At 65.1% G+C, this 19,582-nt stretch carries 15 protein-coding genes; 3 read left to right on the top strand and 12 right to left on the bottom strand.

The window, feature by feature from the left end; all coding sequences use genetic code 11:
• Positions 1–177 precede the first annotated feature (177 nt).
• Entirely contained in the window at positions 178–4,161 is a 3,984-nt protein-coding gene (gene purL, locus HNP55_RS12835; RefSeq protein ID WP_184299899.1) for a phosphoribosylformylglycinamidine synthase, read from the bottom strand.
• Positions 4,162–4,550: 389 nt separating this feature from the next.
• Between purL and HNP55_RS12830 the strand changes: the two genes are divergently transcribed.
• Positions 4,551–6,509 (top strand): DUF5666 domain-containing protein, encoded by a 1,959-nt coding sequence (locus tag HNP55_RS12830; protein WP_184299897.1) that lies wholly within the window; start codon positions 4,551–4,553, stop codon positions 6,507–6,509.
• A gap of 55 nt (positions 6,510–6,564) precedes the next feature.
• Here the strand turns inward: HNP55_RS12830 and HNP55_RS12825 are convergent, their stop codons facing one another.
• The 11 genes from HNP55_RS12825 to HNP55_RS12775 form a co-directional block, all read right to left on the bottom strand.
• A complete protein-coding gene (locus HNP55_RS12825) occupies positions 6,565–7,884 on the bottom strand; it encodes a TRZ/ATZ family hydrolase (protein WP_184299895.1) in 1,320 nt (439 codons plus the stop codon).
• Positions 7,885–7,941: 57 nt separating this feature from the next.
• Positions 7,942–8,934 (bottom strand): nucleoside hydrolase, encoded by a 993-nt coding sequence (locus HNP55_RS12820; RefSeq protein WP_184299893.1) that lies wholly within the window; start codon positions 8,932–8,934, stop codon positions 7,942–7,944.
• A 12-nt stretch (positions 8,935–8,946) separates the two neighbouring features.
• A complete protein-coding gene (locus tag HNP55_RS12815) occupies positions 8,947–9,939 on the bottom strand; it encodes a ribokinase (RefSeq protein WP_221439575.1) in 993 nt (330 codons plus the stop codon).
• Positions 9,940–9,942: 3 nt separating this feature from the next.
• Positions 9,943–10,989, bottom strand: a complete 1,047-nt coding sequence (locus HNP55_RS12810) for a LacI family DNA-binding transcriptional regulator (protein ID WP_184299891.1) — start codon at positions 10,987–10,989, stop codon at positions 9,943–9,945.
• Positions 10,990–11,170: 181 nt separating this feature from the next.
• Entirely contained in the window at positions 11,171–12,481 is a 1,311-nt protein-coding gene (gene gltA / locus HNP55_RS12805) for a citrate synthase (protein WP_184299889.1), read from the bottom strand.
• Positions 12,482–12,510: 29 nt separating this feature from the next.
• The gene (locus tag HNP55_RS12800; protein WP_246448391.1) at positions 12,511–12,804 is read right to left on the bottom strand and encodes a succinate dehydrogenase assembly factor 2; all 294 of its coding nucleotides are present in this window, start codon (positions 12,802–12,804) and stop codon (positions 12,511–12,513) included.
• A 25-nt stretch (positions 12,805–12,829) separates the two neighbouring features.
• On the bottom strand, positions 12,830–13,534 hold the full coding sequence (locus HNP55_RS12795; RefSeq protein WP_124451023.1) for a succinate dehydrogenase iron-sulfur subunit: 705 nt from the start codon (positions 13,532–13,534) through the stop codon (positions 12,830–12,832).
• A gap of 39 nt (positions 13,535–13,573) precedes the next feature.
• On the bottom strand, positions 13,574–15,376 hold the full coding sequence (gene sdhA / locus HNP55_RS12790; RefSeq protein WP_184299887.1) for a succinate dehydrogenase flavoprotein subunit: 1,803 nt from the start codon (positions 15,374–15,376) through the stop codon (positions 13,574–13,576).
• Positions 15,376–15,735 (bottom strand): succinate dehydrogenase, hydrophobic membrane anchor protein, encoded by a 360-nt coding sequence (gene sdhD, locus HNP55_RS12785; RefSeq protein ID WP_184299885.1) that lies wholly within the window; start codon positions 15,733–15,735, stop codon positions 15,376–15,378. The genes sdhA and sdhD overlap by 1 nt, the downstream gene beginning before the upstream one ends.
• Positions 15,736–15,755: 20 nt before the next feature.
• Positions 15,756–16,196: a succinate dehydrogenase, cytochrome b556 subunit gene (sdhC, locus tag HNP55_RS12780; RefSeq protein WP_184299883.1), complete on the bottom strand. Its 441-nt coding sequence runs from the start codon at positions 16,194–16,196 to the stop codon at positions 15,756–15,758.
• A 118-nt stretch (positions 16,197–16,314) separates the two neighbouring features.
• A complete protein-coding gene (locus HNP55_RS12775; RefSeq protein ID WP_184299881.1) occupies positions 16,315–17,163 on the bottom strand; it encodes a GntR family transcriptional regulator in 849 nt (282 codons plus the stop codon).
• A 299-nt stretch (positions 17,164–17,462) separates the two neighbouring features.
• Between HNP55_RS12775 and HNP55_RS12770 the strand changes: the two genes are divergently transcribed.
• Together HNP55_RS12770 and HNP55_RS12765 are read left to right on the top strand one after the other, a co-directional pair.
• Positions 17,463–18,449 carry a malate dehydrogenase gene (locus HNP55_RS12770; RefSeq protein WP_184299880.1) on the top strand — a complete coding sequence of 329 codons (987 nt, stop codon included), beginning with the start codon at positions 17,463–17,465 and terminating at the stop codon, positions 18,447–18,449.
• A gap of 97 nt (positions 18,450–18,546) precedes the next feature.
• Entirely contained in the window at positions 18,547–19,545 is a 999-nt protein-coding gene (locus tag HNP55_RS12765; protein WP_348648698.1) for an HpcH/HpaI aldolase/citrate lyase family protein, read from the top strand.
• Positions 19,546–19,582: the final 37 nt, after the last annotated feature.

Genomic DNA, 19,582 nt, shown 5'->3' with positions numbered 1-19,582 from the left:
GCGGTCGATCCGCCAAGCATCGCCGCCCCCCCGGGGGCTGAGGCCGGACACATTGCGCCCAGTGGGCGCGATGTGCCTGCCGAAGGGCTGCGGCCTTGGCCGCAGCGCGGTCTGCAAGACCGACCGGGCTCGCCCGCGTTCAGCGGGGCGAGATTGGGCGAGGGGCTCCGTTTCGTTTCAGCCCACCCACTTGCGGGCGTTGCGGAACATGCGCATCCACGGGCTCAGCGCGCTCGCGTCGCCAGAAGTCCAGCTCAGCTGCAGGTTACGGAACACGCGCTCCGGGTGCGGCATCAGCACGGTGAAGCGGCCATCGGCCGTGGTCACCGAGGTCAGGCCGTCCGGGCTGCCATTGGGGTTGAGCGGATAGGTCTCGGTGGGCCGGCCGCTGTGGTCCACATAGCGCATGGCGCGGGCCACCTTGGTGGCGTCGCCGCGCTGCGAGAAGTCGGCGTAACCCTCGCCATGGGCCACGGCGATGGGCAGGCGCGAACCGGCCATGCCCTGGAAGAACAGGCTGGGGCTTTCCAGCACCTCGACCATGGCCAACCTAGCCTCGAACTGCTCGCTCTTGTTGCGGGTGAACTTGGGCCAGTCCTGCGCGCCGGGGATGATGGGCGACAGCGCCGCCATCATCTGGCAACCATTGCAGACACCCAGGGCGAAGCTGTCTTGGCGGGCGAAGAAGGCCTTGAACTGCTCGGCCAGCACCGGGTTGAACATGACGGAGCGGGCCCAGCCCTCGCCGGCGCCCAGGGTGTCGCCATAGCTGAAGCCGCCGCAGGCCACAAAGCCCTTGAACTCGGCCAGGCTGGTGGCACCGGACTGCAGATCGCTCATGTGCACGTCGTAGGTGTCAAAGCCCGCCTTGGCCATGGCATAACTCATCTCCACATGGGAGTTGACGCCCTGCTCGCGCAGAATGGCCAGCTTGGGTTTGGCGCCCAGATTGAGGAAGGGCGCGGCCACATCCTCTTGCGCGTCGAAGCTGAGATGCACATGGCGGCCGGGGTCGGCCGCCAGGCCGACCTGCTCGTGCTCGCTCTGGGCGCAGGCCGGGTTGTCGCGCAGGCTGGCGATGCGCCAGGACACCTCGTCCCAGCTCTTGTGCAAGGCCTCCAGCGGCGCGGCGAAGACCTTCTTGGCGTCGCGCCAGACTTCCATCGTCGCCGTGGTATTGGGCTTGCCCACCACATGGCTGCATTTGGCCAGGCCATGCTCGCGCAGGGTTTGCAGCACGGCGTCGCGATCGCTCTGGCGCACTTGCAGGACGGCGCCCAGCTCCTCGCTGAACAAGGCCTTGAGCGTCAGCTCCTCACGGCGGGCCGCCACCTGGCCGGCCCAGTTCTTGGCGTCGCCCACATCGGCCAGGCCCTCGGCCTCGGTGACCAGCATGTCCACATTCAGGCTCACACCCTGGTGGCCGGCAAAAGCCATCTCGCAGGCGGTGGCCCAGAGGCCGCCGTCACCACGGTCGTGGTAGGCCAGGAGCTTGCCCTCGGCGCGCAAGGCGTTGACGGCATTAACCAGATTCTTCAGCAGGGCGGCATCGTCCAGATCGGGCACGGCGCCGCCAAACTGGTTCAGGGCCTGGGCCAGGATGGAGCCGCCCATGCGCTGCTGGCCCTGGCCCAGATCGACCAGGATCAGGCTGCTCTCGCCAGCGTCGCTGCGCAGCTGGGGCGTCAGCGTGCCGCGCACATCGGCAATCGATGCGAAGGCGGTGATGATCAGCGAGACGGGGGCTGTGACTTGGCGCTCCTGGCCGGCCTCATTCGTCCAGCGGGTGCGCATGGAGAGCGAATCCTTGCCCACCGGGATGGAGACGCCCAGTGCGGGGCATAGCTCCATGCCCACGGCATGCACGGTGTCGAACAGGGCGGCGTCCTCGCCGGCCTCGCCGCAGGCCGCCATCCAGTTGGCGCTGAGCTTGACGCGCGGCAGCTCGATGGGCGCGGCCAGCAAATTGGTGATGGCCTCGGCCACGGCCATGCGGCCCGAGGCCGGGCCGTTGACGGCGGCCAGCGGCGTGCGCTCGCCCATGCTCATGGCCTCACCGGCAAAGCCCTTGAAGTCGGCCAGGGTGACGGCGCAATCGGCCACCGGCACCTGCCAGGGGCCGACCATCTGGTCGCGGCTGTTCAAGCCGCCCACCGTGCGGTCGCCGATGCTGATCAAAAAGCGCTTGGAGGCCACCGTGGGGTGGCGCAGCACGTCGAAGGCGACCTTGTCCAGGCCGACGCCGCTCAGGTCCAGCTTGCCGGCGTCGCGGGCCAGGCGGGCGACCTCGCGGTGCATCTTGGGCGGCTTGCCCAGCAGCACGTCCATGGGCATATCGACGGCGCGCTGGCCGCCGGGGCCGTCTTCCAGCACCAGCTCACGTTGCTCGGTGGTGACGCCGACCACGGCAAAGGGGCAGCGCTCGCGCTCGCACATGCTCTGGAACAGGGCCAGGCTGTCGGGCGAGATGGCCAGCACATAGCGCTCCTGGCTCTCGTTGCACCAGATTTCCTTGGGCGCCATGCCGCTCTCTTCCAGCGGCACCTGGCGCAGATCGAAGACCGCGCCGCGATGGGCGTCGTTGACCAGCTCGGGGAAGGCGTTGGAGATGCCGCCGGCGCCCACATCGTGGATGGCCAGGATGGGATTCTTCTCACCCAGGCCCCAGCAATGGTTGATCACCTCTTGCACGCGCCGCTCGATTTCGGGGTTACCGCGCTGCACCGAGTCGAAGTCCAGATCGGCCGTGTTGGTGCCGGCCGCCATCGAGCTGGCCGCGCTGCCACCCATGCCGATGCGCATGCCGGGCCCGCCCAGCTGCACCAGCAGGGAGCCGGCGGGGAACTCGATCTTCTGCGTCTGATCGTCGCGGATGGCGCCCAGGCCGCCGGCGATCATGATGGGCTTGTGGTAGCCGCGTTGCACGCCGTCCACCATCTGCTCGTAAACGCGGAAGTAGCCGTTCAGATTGGGCCGGCCGAACTCGTTATTGAAGGCCGCACCACCGAGCGGGCCTTCGATCATGATTTGCAAGGCGCTGGCGATATGGCTGGGCTTGCCGACGGGGTTTTGCTCCCAGGGCTCGCTCAAGCCCGGCAGGTGCAGATTGGAGACCGAGAAGCCGGTCAGCCCGGCCTTGGGCTTGGAGCCGCGGCCGGTGGCGCCCTCGTCGCGGATCTCGCCGCCGGCGCCGGTGGAGGCACCGGGGTAAGGCGAGATGGCGGTCGGGTGATTGTGGGTCTCGACCTTCATCAAGACATGGGCCAGCTCCTCGCGCGCCTCGTAGCGCGGGGCGCGGCGGTCACCGGCCGGCATCCAGCGCTCGATCGCATGGCCTTGCATCACCGAGGCGTTGTCGGAATAGGCCTTGACGGTGTGCTGGGGGCTTAAGCGCTCGGTGTTGCGAATCATGCCGAACAGGCTCAGCGGCTGATCCACCCCGTCGACCGTGAACTTGGCATTGAAGATCTTGTGGCGGCAATGCTCGGAGTTGGCCTGGGCAAACATCATCAGCTCCACATCGCTGGGGTTGCGCTGCAGGGTCTTGAAGGCGTTTTCCAGATAGTCGATCTCGTCCACCGACAAGGCCAGGCCGAAGGTCTTGTTGGCGGCTTCCAGAGCCGCGCGGCCCCGGCCCAGCACGTCCACATGCTCCAGCGCCTGGGCGGCTTTTTCGTCGAACAGGTGTTGGGCGTCCTCGCGGGCCAGCAGCACGCTTTCGGTCATGCGGTCGTGCAGCAGATCGGCGCAGGCGCTCAGCTCGGCCGGGCTCAGCGTCTTGACGCCGCCCAGCAGGCCGGGCTTGAGCTGGATGCGGTACTCGGTCACGCGCTCCACCCGGTGGATGTTCAGCCCGCAGTTGTGGGCGATGTCGGTGGCCTTGGAGGCCCAGGGGCTGACCGTGCCCAGGCGCGGGGCCACGACGACCAGGCCGCCGTCCTGGCCACCCACGTAGGCATCGCCGTAGTTCAGCAAGGCGGCCAGCTTGGCGCCCTCTTCCTCACCCAGGGCCGCATCGCTCCAGACCCAGTGCACATGGCGGGCATGGACAGCGCTGACGCGTTCGTTGATGGCCTGCAATTGCGGCAGCAAGGCCTGGGCGCGAAACGCTGACAGAGCGTTGCCGCCCTCGAAGGAAAGCAGATGCTTGTGATTGGCCATGGGGTCCCGGAGCTGGGTTGGCGCGCTGCTGGGCAGCGCAGGTGTTTGCAAGGAAGAGCGTCCAAGCCGTGGGCTCACGCCCCGGCTCAAAAGGAAAACCCGGGATTTTACCGATGCTGGCGCCCTTCTTGAGCGCGCCGCCGTTCAGAACTCAGAAAAAGCCGTTCATTCGGCCGCCACCCGGCTCGTGACTTTTTTCACGGACCGCCGCAAGGATCAGACACAAAAAGCCAGGCCGTAGAAATGCGCCGTCACTACATTGGACGCAGAGCGCCCAAATGGCAAAAAATGGCCAACCAGGCAGGCCATCCTCCCCCCGGCCAGGCCCGGTGCGCTCGACCGAAGGCTCTGCAAGAGCAGTCCCCCATTGCAGCAAAGGGTCCATTTCCATGAATATCTTGAGCAAGTCCTCTTCTTTCTGGCCCCGCTCGTCCTGGCGACCAGCGCTGGCCGCCCTCAGCACCGGCATCCTGGTCGCTTGCGGCGGCGGTGGCGGCGGCAGCCCGGCCAGCAGCGAGCCCGCCGCTACCCCGCCCCCACCGGCCGCACCGGCCGCACCCGCCGCCTCGGCGGCCAGCCTGGTGGAGGGCACGATCACCGGCTTTGGCAGCGTCATCATCGACGGCCAGCGCTATGACGATAGCGGGGTCAAGGTCGCTTTCGCCAACAACCCCGAATCCAGCAGCGCCGCCAGCCTCGGTGATTTGCGCACCGGCATGCGGGTGCAGGCCGATCTGAAGGACGGTGTGCTGCAGAACCTGGCGGTCAACTTCGCCTTGGTGGGCACCCTGGCCAATATCAACACGGCGGCGGGCACGCTGACGGTGTTCGGCCAGACCATCAAGATCGTCAGCGGCGGGCAAATGCCCACGGTGTTTGAGGGCTTCAGCAGCCTGTCGCAGCTGGCGCTGGGCGATTTGATCAAGGTCGCGGGCTCGGTCGCCAGCGACGGCAGCATCAGCGCCAGCCGGATCGAACGCCGGCTCAAGGACGGCAGCGAATTGTTCCGCCTCAGCGGCGCGGTGCAAAACCTCGACAGCACGGCCAAACGCTTTGGCCTGACGGGCAATAGCAGCGTCATGGTCGACTACAGCCAGGCCAAGATCCTGCCCGCCGGCGCGGCGATCGAAAACGGCAAGCTGGTCAGCCTGGTGTCTGTCACGGCGCCAGTCAGCGGCGTCCTGACGGCCACCGTGGTGGAGGTCAAGGCCAAGAAGCAGAGCGATAGCAAGGACTTCAGCGTCGGCGGCCTGGTCAGCGACTTCCAGTCCCTGGCCGCCTTCCGCATCGGCGATGTGCTGGTGGACGCCAGCACCGCCACGCTGAAAGAGGGCACGGTGGCCGCCGATGTGGCCAATGGGGCCCAGGCCTTTGCCCAGGGCGCCATCACGGCCGGCGTGCTGAAGGCCAGCAGTCTGAGGGTCTTCAAGACCGACACGGCCATCCAGGCCTTGCTGATCGGCCAGGTCACCGACTATGTCTCGCTGGCCAACTTCAGCCTGCGCGGCACGGCGGTGGACGGCAGCAGCGCCGCCTTCAGCAAGGGCCAGGCCAGCGATATCGCCGTGGGCACCTGGCTCAAGGTCAGCGGCCAGCTGACGGCCAGCGGCGTCAAGGCCAAGACCATCGAGGTGCAGGCGCCGCCGGCCAACAAGCCGGCCAAGCTGCAAGGCGCCATCAGCAATCTGGACCTGGCGGCCAAAAAGCTCACCGTGCTGGGCGTGACGGTGCAGTGGAACGACAGCAGCAAATTCAGCTTTGAAGGCGGCCTGACGCTGGCGACCCTGGCCAATGGCATGACGGTCAGCGTAGAGGGCAGCTACGACGCCAGCAGCAATGTCTTCACCCTCGGCAGCCTGCAGGCGAGCGCGCCCAAGAGCAAGCCCGACACGAGCCGGACGGTGGGCTTCTCGGGCATTGCCTTCAACGTCAGTGCCGGCGGCTTCTCGGTCGGCAGCAACGCCGTGCTGATCGGCCCCAACACCAGCGTCCAGCCCAGCGGCAGCAGCCTGGCCGATCTGGTCAATGGTGCGCGGGTGAATGTGAAGGCCAGCCTGACGCAGGTCGACGGCAAGCCGGTGCTGACGGCGCTGAGCATAGAGATCGAAAAGCCCGAGAAAGACAGTGCGGGCAATAGCTATCTCTACCTGGCCGGCCTGATCAGCGACTACCTCAGCCCGAGCAGCTTCAGCGTCGCGGGCCAGAAGGTCGATGCCAGCGGCAGCGGCCTCGTCTTCATCGACGGCAATGCCGGCAAGCTGGCCAATGGCGCCAAGGTCGAGATCAAGGGCAGCCTCAATGCCAGCGGTGTGCTGGTGGCGGTGAAACTGCACTTCATGCCGGGTTGATTTCACCGGCCAGCTCATCGGCAAGAGGCCCGCTATGCGGGCCTTGCTGAATCGATCAGCGCTGCGCCTTCATCTGGGCCACGATGGCCTCGATGCGGTCCAGCACCGCGGCCTGATCGAGCTGGGTCGGCAGGCGGTTCTTGAGCAGCTGCTTGCCGCCCACCCAGACGTCGGACACATGCTCGCGGCCGGCCACATAGACCAGCTGGGCCTCGGGGTTGTAGACCGGCCGGCATTCCAGCGCGGCCAGGCTGACGGCCACCACATCGGCCAGCTTACCCACTTCCAGCGAGCCCAGATCGGCCTCGCGGCCCATGGCCTTGGCGGCGCGCAGCGTGGCCATCTCCAGCGCCGTGCGGGCCGAGACGGTGGTGGAGTTCTGCGTCACGCCCTTGGCCAGCAAGGCGGCGGCGCGGATCTCGCCAAACATATCCTGGCGGTTGTTGGAGGCAGCACCATCGGTGCCCAGCACGGTGTTGACACCGGCGGCTTCCAGCGCCGTCACCGGGCAGACACCCGAGGCTAGCTTCATATTCGAGTTGGGGTTGTGCACCACATGCACGCCTTGCTGGCCCAGCATGGCGATCTCGGCCTCGTTCAGATGCACCATATGGACGGCCATCATGCGCGAATCCAGCAGGCCCAGCTTGTTCAAGCGCTCCAGCGGGCGCATGCCATGCTGCTTGACGCTCTCATCCACCTCGAACTGGGTCTCGTGGATGTGGCAGTGCATCTGCAGGCCCAGGCGGTCGCGCAGATCGCGCAGCTGGATGAAAGTTTCATCGGACACCGTGTAGGGCGCGTGCGGGGCCGAGGTCCAGTCCAGCAGCTTCTCGCCCTTGTACTGCTCGTAAGCCTCCAGGCCTTTGCTGATGTACTCTCCGGCGTTGGCGGCATAGCCGGTGGGGAAGTCGATCACATTGATGGAGACACCGGCGCGCAGGCCGCTGTCCAGCGCCGCCCGCGCCATCGCGGTCGGGAAGAAATACATATCGTTCAGATAGGTGACGCCGCCGCGCAAGGCCTCGCAGGCGCTCAGCAGGGAGCCCTGGTAGGTCCAGTCCTCGCTGACCCATTTCTTCTCCAGCGGCCAGATATGGTTGTTGAGCCAGTCCATCAGCGGCACATCGTCGGCCACGCCGCGCAGCAAGGACATGGCCGAGTGCGTGTGCGCATTGATCAGACCGGGGATCAGCACATGCTCGCCCAACTCCACCGTGGCCGCGTCCGGGAACTGTTGGGCCGCCTGCGCCCAGGGCAGGATGGCGGCAATGCGCTCGCCCTGGATGACCAGGGCATGCTCGTTCAGCACTTGGCTGCCCGGGCTCATGGGCAGCAGCCAGCGGGCCTTGAGGATGGTGGTTTGTGCGGACATGGGGAACTCCAAAATGAACGGCCTCCCGAGGGGGGCGGAAGGCCATGAGGCATGATGTTAGGCGTCAAACACCTGGTCGAACAAGGCCAGCACACGGGCGCTGTCCACAGCGATGCAGACCTGCTGGGCGGGGCAGCCCGTCCAGGCATCGGCCACGGGGCCGGGCGGGCGCAGCTTCTGGATGGTCTGGCCGCGCGCAATGCCTTCGAGGGCGACGCGCACCGGGCCGGCGCGCAGCTCGAAGGCCTCGGGGACGACGGCATAGGCGATCGCGCTGGCGTCGTGCGAGTAGATGCCGCGAATGCCATCGACCGAGTGGTAGAAGTCCTGGTAGTGGCGCGTGGCATGCCAGAGGAAATCACCGACCGCGCCACCACGGCCTTGCAGGCCGGCGAGGTAGTCCTCGTCCATCACCACGGCCTGGGTCACGTCCAGACCGACGATGACCACCGGCCATTCGGCGCCGAACACGATGTCGGCCGCCTCGGGGTCGTTGATCATATTGGCCTCGGCCACCGGCGTCACATTGCCGCTGCGGCCCTGGATGCCGAAGGCTCCGCCCATCACGATGACTTGCCTGACCTTGGCCGCGATGCCGGGGTCGTGGCGCAGGGCCTGGGCCAGATTCGTCATCGGGCCGACGGCAATCAGCGTGATCTGGCCGGGCTGGGCATTGACCAGATCGCAGATCAATTGATAGGCCGGGCGCGGGTCCAAGGGGTGCAGCGCGCTGCGGGCATCGATCGCCCTCTGCGCCTCGCCGCCCAGGCCGTCTTCGCCATGGACATGGGTGGAATGCTCGCGCTCGGCGCCGGCCTGCAGCGGGCCGGCCGCACCGGCCGCCACCAGGACCTGCTCGGGCGGCAGGCCGTACAGCCCGCACAAGGCCTGGGCATTGCGCGTGGTCACGGCCAGCGAGGCATTGCCGAACACGGTGGTGATGGCGCGCAGATGGATGGCCGGATGGCGGGCCAGCAGGAACAAGGCCATGGCATCGTCGATGCCAGGGTCGGTATCAAAAATCACCTGCAAACGGGTGTCGGATTTCATCGCAGACCTTTCTCAATCCTGGCGGGGCGCGAAAGCCGGGCCCAGCTCCGCCCGCCTGGGCATGGCGCTTTGCACACCGCTGCGGCTGACGGCGATGGCCGCCGCCGCCATGCCCAGACGCACGGCGTCCACGGCGCTCAGGCCCTCGGCCAGGCCGGTGGCGAAGCCGCCGACAAAGGTGTCGCCGGCACCGACGGTGTCCACCGCCTTGACGGCCTGGGCCGGCAGATGTTGCAGGCCCTCGGCCCCGCACATCAGCACACCGGTCCCGCCCAGCGTCACCAGCACCTGCCCTGCCCCACGCTGACGCAAAGCTTGAGCGGCGACGCCCACCTGGCTCAGCAATTGCGCAGGCGGAGTTTCCTCGGGCAAGGCCGGCAGACCGGCCAGCTGGAATGCCTCGGTCTCGTTCAGGACCAGCCAGTCCGTCAAGGCCAGCAAGGCGGGCGTCACCGCCAGGGCCGGCGCGGCGTTCAGCACCGTGCGGCCACCGGCGGCGCGACTCAGCTCAAAAGCCTGCTGGACGGCCGGCAGCGGCACCTCCAGCTGGGCCACGGTGACCGTGCCCGCCTGGAATTTGCGCGCGCCCGCCAGCACGTCCTGCGGGCTCAGCTGGGCATTGCTGCCGGGCACGTAGACGATGGAGTTCTCGCCGCCTTCGCTCGCCACCATGATGACGGCGATGCCGGGCAAGGCCTGGGCATCGCGCAGCACGGCGGAGCCGTCCACGCCCTCGTCCTGCAAGGCCTGCAGCAAGGCCTCGCCATGCTGGCGCGTGCCCACGCGGGAGACAAAGGCCACCGAGGCGCCCAAGCGGGCCGCGGCCACGGCCTGGTTGGCGCCCTTGCCGCCCGGCGCCATCACAAAAGCCTCGCCCACCAAGGTCTCACCGGCTGCGGGCAGACGCGGGGCATGGGCCACCATATCCATATTGATGCTGCCGACCACCAGGACCTGGGCAGGCAGGGCGGTCGAGTCGGACAGGCCGGAATTCTGCTGAGTCATTTTTTATGCTTTGAAAGAAGAACCCAGGCCGAGGCTGGGCGCGCTGGTGCTCTCGCGCAGCACCAGGCTGGGCGTCATCAAGAGCTCGCGCAGCTCGGCCTCGGGCTGGTCGATGCGCTCGATCAGCATCTGCCCGGCCTGCTGGCCCAGGGCCTTGATGGAGCAGCCCACGCTGGTCAGGGCCGGGAACACATAGGACCCCAGCTCGATGTCATCGAAGCCGATCACCGAGAGTTGCTGGGGCACGGCCAGGCCAAACTCGGCGGCCGCGCGCAGGGCGCCGATGGCCATCAAGTCATTGCTGGCGAAGATGGCGCTGATTTTCGCCGCGGCGGGCAGCTCGCGCTGCGCCTGCAAGAGCCGGCAGGCCGCGGCATAGCCGCCCTGGCTGCTGAAGTCGCCGGCAATCACCAGGTTCTCGTCTACGGGCAGGCCACGCGCTTGCAGGGCGCTGCGCCAACCTTGCAGGCGCTCGCGCGAAACCTCGAATTCGGCCGGACCGCTGATGCAGGCGATGCGCTGATGACCCAGCTCCAGCAGATGGGAGACGGCGTTATGCGCGCCCTGGCTGTTGTTGACGCTGACCCGGTCGGCGCGCGCACCCGGCACCAGGCGGTCCACCGTCACGGCCGGCACGCGCGCCATCTTGAAGATGCGGGCCAGGGCTTCGTCGTCGCCGGCCGAGGACAGCAAGAGCCCGTCCACCCGCTTTTCCAGCAGGGTGCGCATGTATTGCTGCTGGCGCTTGGGGTCGTTGTCGGAATTGCACAGAAAGACCGAGTAGCCGGCCAGGCGGCAGCTCTCTTCCACACCGCAAACCAGTTCGGCGAAGAAGGGGTTTTGCACATTGGGCACCAGCACGCCGACGATCTTGGTCTCGCTGGTGCGCAGGGAGCGGGCCACGGCGCTGGGCAAGTAACCGATTTCGTCCACCGCCTCCAGCACGCGACGGCGCGCCTCGGCACTGACGGGCCGGCTATTGTTCAATACATGCGAAACCGTGGTGAAGGACACCCCGGCGCGGGTGGCCACATCTTTGATCGTGCTCAAGAAGGGACTCTGCTGCTTGTCTTGGAAGAGAGGCGTTAGGCAAACGTTTGCTTGCGCCCCGCAGCATAGCCCAAGCCCGGGCATTGCGAGGCCTGACCCATAAGAAAAAAACCTTGCACCAGCCCCGGACGGGACCTGTGCAAGGCCTGGGCCAAGCGGGCGCGGCGTGCGCCCGCGAGGATCAACGCTCGCCGATGGGCTTGACGTTGCGGGCGGTGGCGCCCACGTAGAGCTGGCGCGGACGGCCGATCTTGTACTCCGGATCGCCGATCATCTCGTTCAGCTGGGCGATCCAGCCAACGGTGCGGGCGAGCGAGAAGATGGCGGTGAACAAGGGCACGGGGATGCCGATGGCGCGCTGCACGATGCCCGAGTAGAAGTCCACATTCGGGTAGAGCTTGCGGGCGACGAAGTACTCGTCTTCCAGCGCAATCTTTTCCAGCTCCATGGCCAGCTTGAACATGGGGTCGTTGTGCAGGCCCAGCTCGTCCAGCACCTCGTGGCAGGTTTCGCGCATCAGCTTGGCACGCGGGTCGTAATTCTTGTAGACCCGGTGGCCGAAGCCCATCAGCTTGACGCCGCTGTTCTTGTCCTTGACCTGCTTGATGAACTCGCCGATCTTGGCCACACCGCCGTTGCGCTGGATGTCTTCCAGCATATTCAGCGCGGCTTCGTTGGCGCCACCGTGGGCCGGGCCCCACAGGCAGGCCACGCCGGCGGCGATGGCTGCGAAGGGGTTGGTGCCGGAGGAGCCGCACAGGCGCACGGTCGAGGTCGAGGCGTTTTGCTCGTGGTCGGCGTGCAGGATGAAGATGCGGTCCATGGCCCGCACCAGCACGTCGTTAGGCTTGTAGTCCTCGCAAGGCGTGGCAAACATCATGCGCATGAAGTTGCCGGCGTAGCTCAGATCGTTCTTGGGGTAGATATAGGGCTGGCCGACGGTGTATTTGTAGGCCATGGCCACCAGCGTGGGCATCTTGGCGATCAGGCGGATCGCCGCGATCTCGCGGTGCTCGGGGTTATTGATGTCGGTGCTGTCGTGATAGAAGGCCGACATCGCGCCAACCAGGCCGGTCATCACCGCCATCGGGTGAGCGTCGCGGCGGAAGCCACGCAGGAAGAACTGCATCTGCTCGTTGACCATGGTGTGATTGGTCACACGGGCCACGAACTCTTCCTTCTGCGCGGGGTTGGGCAGCTCTCCGTACAGCAGCAGATAACAGGTTTCGAGGTAGTCGCAGCTGGTGGCCAACTGCTCGATCGGGTAGCCGCGATACAGCAGCTCGCCCTTGTCACCGTCGATATAGGTGATGGTGGAGTTGCAGGAGGCGGTCGACAGAAAGCCCGGGTCGTAGGTGAACTTGCCGGTCTGGGCGTAGAGCTTGCGGATGTCGATCACATCCGGGCCTATGGTGCCCTTGTAAAGGGGCAGGTCCATATTCGGACTGCCGTCGGAGAACGACAGGGTGGCTTTGACGTCTGACGGAATCATGGGCTTTTCCTTTGCTTCTTGGGTATTTCTTAAACGGCAGTCGCGGTGGTTCTCAGCAGGGCGAGGACCTCGATGACATCGGCACGAACCAACTCACCCTCGGGCTCCTTGCGGCGCAGCAGCAGGTCTAACAGATCGTTATCGGACAGATCCATCAGTTCCCGCAGGCCCTGAGCCTGTTTCTCGGTCAAGGCGGCAGCGTGCTTGTCAAAAAAACGCTCGATGAAGAGATCGTTTTCAAGCAAACCACGCCGGCAGCGCCAACGCAGTTTGGACAGAGCCCGCTCATCAATCAAGTTATTTTCTGACATCGACTCGGTCATATTGAGAATCACGCGACAGACCAGCTTAGATGGCGCGGCGCACCATCATTTCCTTGATCTTGCCAATCGCCTTGGTCGGGTTCAAGCCCTTGGGGCAGACATCGACGCAGTTCATGATGGTGTGGCAGCGGAACAGGCGGTAGGGATCTTCCAGGTTATCCAGGCGGGCTGCGGTGGCATCGTCGCGGCTGTCGGCGATGAAACGGTAGGCCTGCAGCAGACCGGCGGGGCCGACGAATTTGTCGGGATTCCACCAGAAGCTGGGGCAGCTGGTCGAGCAGCTGGCGCACAGAATGCACTCGTACAGGCCGTTCAGCTCGTCGCGCTCTTCGGGCGATTGCAGGCGCTCCTTGTCGGGCAGCGGCGTCTCGTTGATCAGATAGGGCTTGATCGAGTTGTACTGCTTGAAGAACTGGGTCATGTCCACGATCAGGTCGCGGATGACGGGCAGGCCAGGCAGGGGCTTGAGCACGATCACGCCGGGCAGCGTGCGCATATTGGTCAGGCAGGCCAGGCCGTTCTTGCCATTGATATTCATGGCGTCGGAGCCACAAACACCTTCGCGGCAGGAGCGGCGGAAGCTCAGGGTCGGGTCCACCGCCTTGAGCTTGCCCAGGGCGTCCAGCAGCATGCGCTCGGAGCCGTCCAGCTCGACCTCCAGGGTCTGCATATAGGGCTTGGCATCCTTGTCCGGGTCGTAGCGGTAGATCTGGAAGGTACGCTTGGTCATTGTCTTATTCCTTGAATTCTGGGCTGAGCAAACGTCCGTTTAGAACGTGCGCACCTTGGGCGGGATGGAGTCCACCGTCAGCGGCTTCAGCTTGACCGGCTTGTAGTCCAGGCGATTGCCTTCCGAGTACCACAGGGTGTGCTTCATCCATTCGGCGTCGTTGCGGCCGTTCGGATGCTCGGGCGTGTCCGCGTAGTCGTCCACGGTGTGGGCGCCACGGCTTTCGCGGCGGGCCGCGGCCGAGATGATGGTGGCCTGGGCCACTTCGATCAGGTTCTCGACCTCCAGAGCTTCGATGCGCGCCGTGTTGAAGACCTTGGACTTGTCCTTCAGCGTGATGTTCTTGACGCGCTTGGCGATCTCGGCGACCTGCAGCACGCCTTCGTCCAGCGTGGCCTGGGTGCGGAACACGCCGGCGTGGCGCTGCATGGCCAGACGCAGATCATTGGCCACATCCTGCGCGTATTCGCCGGAGTTGCTATTGTCCAGACGGGCCACGCGGGCCAGGGACTCGGCACCGGCATCGGCCGGCAGCGGCTTGTGCTGGGTGGTCTTGAGGCCGGACTCGACGATGTGGTTGCCGGCCGCACGGCCGAACACCAGCAGGTCCAGCAGCGAGTTGGTGCCCAGGCGGTTGGCGCCGTGCACGCTGACGCAGGCGCACTCGCCCACGGCGTAGAGGCCGTTCACCACCGCATCGGGATTGCCGTCCTTGGGCACAACGACCTGACCGTAGATATTGGTCGGGATGCCACCCATCTGGTAATGGATGGTGGGGACGACGGGAATGGGTTCCTTGGTGATGTCGACGTTGGCGAAGTTATGGCCAATCTCGAACACCGAAGGCAGACGCTTCATGATGGTGTCGGCGCCGAGGTGGGTCATGTCCAGCTCGATATAGTCCTTGTTGGGACCGCAGCCACGACCTTCCTTGATCTCCTGGTCCATGCAGCGCGAGACGAAGTCACGCGGCGCCAGATCCTTCAGCGTGGGCGCATAGCGCTCCATGAAGCGCTCACCGTTGCAATTGCGCAAAATCGCGCCCTCACCGCGGCAGCCTTCGGTCAGCAAGACGCCCGCGCCGGCCACGCCGGTGGGGTGGAATTGCCAGAACTCCATGTCTTCCAAGGGGATGCCGGCGCGCGCCGCCATGCCCAGACCGTCGCCGGTGTTGATGAAGGCATTGGTGGAAGCGCCGAAGATGCGGCCGGCACCGCCGGTGGCCAGCAAGACGGTCTTGGCTTCCATGATGTGGACTTCGCCGGTTTCCATTTCCAGCGCTGTCACGCCGACCACATCGCCCGCCTCGTTGCGGATCAGGTCCAGCGCCATCCACTCGACGAAGAACTGGGTCTTGGCCTTGACGTTCTGCTGGTACAGGGTGTGCAACATGGCGTGGCCGGTACGGTCGGCCGCGGCGCAGGCGCGCTGCACGGGCTTCTCGCCGTAGTTGGCCGTGTGGCCGCCGAAGGGGCGCTGGTAGATCGTGCCATCGGCATTGCGGTCGAAAGGCATGCCGAAATGCTCAAGCTCGTAGACGACCTTGGGCGCTTCGCGACACATGAACTCGATGGCGTCCTGGTCGCCCAGCCAGTCCGAACCCTTGACGGTGTCGAAGAAGTGGTAATGCCAGTTGTCCTCGGACATATTGCCCAGCGAGGCGCTCACGCCGCCCTGCGCCGCCACCGTGTGCGAGCGGGTCGGGAAGACCTTGGACAGCACGGCCACATTCAGGCCGGCCAGCGACAGCTGCAAGGAAGCACGCATGCCCGAGCCGCCAGCGCCGACGATGACCACATCGAACTTGCGCTTAGGAACCGAATTAGTAGTCGCCGCCGTCATCACATTCTCCACAACACTTGGACTGCCCAGCCGGTGCAGCCCAACAACCAAACCAAGCTGAACACCTGCAGAGCCAGACGCAGGCCCACAGGCTTCACATAATCCATCCAGATGTCACGCACACCGACCCAGGCGTGATAGGCCAGGGAGATGATCACGACGAAGGTCAGGAACTTCATCCACTGCTGGGCAAAGATGCCGGCCCAGCGCTCATAGCCCAAGGGGCCGGGCAGCAGCACCTGCACCAACAGGGCGACCGTGAACAAGGCCATCAGCACGGCGGTGACCCGCTGAGCCAGCCAGTCACGCAAACCATAGTGCGCACCAACGACGGTACGCTTGGAACCATAGGTAGTCATTTTCTTCTCTCTCCAATAGCTCAATACAGGCCGAACAGCTTGGCGCCCAGCAGCAGCGTCAGCAGCACGCTGAGGGCCAAGGTCACGACGGCCGAGCTATGGCCCTGCTCCTTGCTGACGCTATGGGTGGCATCCATCCAGAGATGGCGCACGCCGGCGATGAAGTGATGCAAATAGCCCCAGATCAGACCCAAGACCACCAGCTTGACGAACCAGCCCGGCAGGAAGCCGATGCCAGCCACGAAAGCATTGGTGAAGACGTCGTAAGAGATTTCCGAAGTCAGGCTCGTGTCGAACATCCAAATGATGAAGGGCAGGAGCAAAAACATCAGCAAGCCGCTGACGCGGTGCAGGATGGAGACGATGCCGGCGGGCGGCAAACGGTAGCCCGGCAGGTCGGAAAAGAAATTGACATTGCGAAATTCTCGCCTTGCCGTGGGGTTCTTGGTGGTGTTTGTCATACCCGACCTTGTGTAATCAACATGAAACTAGTGGAGTTTATTGCAATGCAGCAGACCAGCATCCGAGCCGCAATGCTTTGAGTCACGGGGAAGCAACGCCAAACCGTGGCTGCAAGCGTCAGTTAAGCTCGTTGCGATAAAAGTGTGATTCGGTGTGATAGAGCCCTCGGCGCAGCTCTACCGGCTTATCTCCATAGGTGAATGACAGTCTCTCCACGCTCAGCAAGGGCGCGCCCAGCGGCACTTGCAAGAGCGCGGCCGCTTCGGCATCGGCCGCCAGCGCGCGAATTTTTTCCTGGGCACGAATCATGTGCACGCCGAACTCGGCCTCGAACAGGCCGTAAAAGGGGCCGCGGTACTGGTTCAGCCGCTCCGTCGTCAGGCCCTTGAACAAATTGCCCGGCAGCCAGATATCGTCCAGCACCACCGGCCGCCCCTGCGCCTTGAGCAGACGGCGCACCTCCACCATCTGATCGCCGGCCCGCAGCTGCAACTGCTTGGCGATCGCCGCCGGCGCCCGCAGGCGTTTGCAGTCCAGCAACTGGCGCTCCAGGCTTTGCGAGCCCTCGTCGGGCATCAGGCGCAGAAAGCGGTACTGAACTTTTTGCTCGGCATGGGTGGCGACGAACGTGCCCTTGCCCTGGCGGCGCACCAGCAGATTCTCGGCCGCCATCTCATCGACCGCCTTGCGCACCGTGCCCTGGCTGACGCCGAATCTCGCCGCAAGATCCAACTCGCTGGGGATGGCCTCGCCCGCCTTCCATTCGCCGCCCTGCAGGCTGGCGGTGATCAAATCCTTGATCTGGCGGTAAAGCGGACTGAAGGACGGGCCGCCGGCGTGGCTCAAGCCCACCGCCTGGCCGGCAGACGCACCCTGATTGCCAGGGTTGGCGGCCCCGCCGGCTCCACGCACTTCTCGCTCGGTGGCGGCTTTCGTGGTGCTGAAACGGGACGGGACTGCAGACATGGCCGATATTGCAGCACAAGCCCGGCCTCAAGTCCATGAAAAGCCCCTGCAAAACAGCTAATGTCTTCTATAAGACATAAGACAGTAAACAATTTGCAACATGCGGTGATAATCTTCAGCGCCAAAACAAGACGACGGCCGGGCTATGCTCGGGAAATCCCTTGGACTCACCTACACTTGTCGCGCAAGCGCCAAGCTCGGCAATCGGTCAGGACCCACGGTTCAAGGCCGGATGACGAAATCTGCCGTGGTCCTGGCACGAATTCATTGCAAGCTTTCAACACCCTCGGAGCACTTTCATGAGCAAAAAACCCGTTCGCGTTGCCGTCACCGGCGCTGCCGGCCAAATTGGCTACGCCCTGCTGTTTCGCATCGCCTCTGGCGAAATGCTGGGCAAGGACCAGCCCGTCATCCTGCAATTGCTGGAAATCCCCGACGAGAAGGCCCAGAACGCGCTGAAGGGCGTGATCATGGAATTGGAAGACTGCGCTTTCCCGCTGCTGGCCGGCATCGAAGCGCACAGCGACCCCAAGACCGCCTTCAAGGATACCGACTACGCCCTGCTGGTCGGCTCGCGCCCCCGTGGCCCCGGCATGGAGCGCTCGGAGCTGCTGGCCATCAACGGCGCCATCTTCACCGCCCAGGGCAAGGCCTTGAACGAAGTCGCCTCGCGCAATGTCAAGGTGCTGGTGGTCGGCAACCCCGCCAACACCAATGCCTATATCGCGATGAAGTCGGCCCCGGACCTGCCGGCCAAGAACTTCACCGCCATGCTGCGCCTGGACCATAACCGCGCCGCTTCGCAGATCGCCGCCAAGACCGGCAAGGCCGTGGCCGAGATCGAAAAGCTGGCCGTCTGGGGCAACCACTCGCCCACCATGTATGCCGACTACCGCTTCGCCACCATCGGTGGTGAGTCCGTCAAGGCCATGATCAACGACGAGACCTGGAACCGCGAAACCTTCCTGCCCACCGTGGGCAAGCGCGGTGCGGCCATCATCGCCGCACGCGGCCTGTCCTCGGCCGCCTCGGCTGCCAACGCCGCCATCGACCATATGCGCGACTGGGCCCTGGGCACCAATGGCAAATGGGTCACCATGGGCATCCCCTCGAATGGCGAGTACGGCATCCCCAAGGAAGTCATGTTCGGCTATCCCGTGACCTGCGAAAACGGCGAATACAAAATCGTCGAAGGCCTGGAAATCGATGCCTTCTCGCAAGAGTGCATCAAGAAGACCCTGGACGAGCTGCTGGGCGAACAAGACGGCGTCAAGCACCTGATCTGATCACGTGCTCAAGCAAGAACCGGGCATGGCAACATGGCCGGTTTTTTTACGCCCGTATGGCAATATCGCCCCAGCCTGCAAACACCCTCAGCCCATCGTGACCGCCTCTCTACACCCCAAGCTCGCCCTGTTTGACGACAGCGAACAGAGCTCCCCCCTGCCCGTGGTTGACCACTACTGCGGCGTCGAAGCCCGCATGGACAAAAGCCTGGAACTGCAGGCCCAGCTGGGGCCGGTGTTTGACATCACGCTGGACCTCGAGGACGGCGCGCCGGTCGGCGGCGAGCAAGAGCATCGCGAGATGGTGGCCGAGAAGCTGCTGAGCCCCGCCAACCGCTTTGGCCGGGTCGGCGCCCGCGTGCATCCGCTGAGCCACCCCGCCTTCGAGGCCGATGTGGACGCCCTGATCGGCAAGGCCGGCGAGGCCATGGCATTCCTGATGCTGCCCAAGCCGGACAGCCTGGCCGAGGTGCAGGCGGCTTGCGCGCAGATCGACGCCTGCCTGCTGCGCCATGGCATCAAGAAAGCCCTGCCCATCCATGTATTGATCGAAACCCATGGTGCGCTGCGCGAGGTGCAGGCCATCGCCGCCCATCCGCGCATCGAATCCCTGTCTTTCGGCCTGATGGATTTCGTCTCGGCCCACCGCGGCGCCATCCCGCGCTATGCCCTCAGCGCCGAAGGCCAGTTCAGCCACCCGCTGATTGCCCGTGCCAAGCTGGAGATCTCCGCCGCCGCCCACGGCCAGGCCAAAACGCCCTCGCATTGCGTGGTCACCGAATTCAAGAACACCTCGGCCCTGCACGCCGCCGCCACCCGCGCCGCACGCGAATTCGCCTACACCCGCATGTGGAGCATCCACCCCGGCCAGATCCAGGTGATCCTGGACGCCTTCGCCCCCAGCGTGGCCGAACTGGACGAGGCCATCGAGATCATCCAGGCGGCGCAGGCCGAGCAATGGGCACCCATCCAGTACCGCGACACCTTGCACGACCGCGCCAGCTATCGCTTCTTCTGGCAGTTGCTGGAGCGGGCCCATCGCACCGGCCATCACCTGCCGATCGAAATCCGCCAAGCCTATTTCGCGGCGGATTGAGCCCGCCCCAGGCTCAATCGGCGGCCTGTGCTTGTTT

Source organism: Roseateles oligotrophus, assembly GCF_014204525.1.
Classification (GTDB): domain Bacteria; phylum Pseudomonadota; class Gammaproteobacteria; order Burkholderiales; family Burkholderiaceae_C; genus Paucibacter_A; species Paucibacter_A oligotrophus_A.
This window is presented reverse-complemented; position numbering and strand designations above follow the sequence as displayed.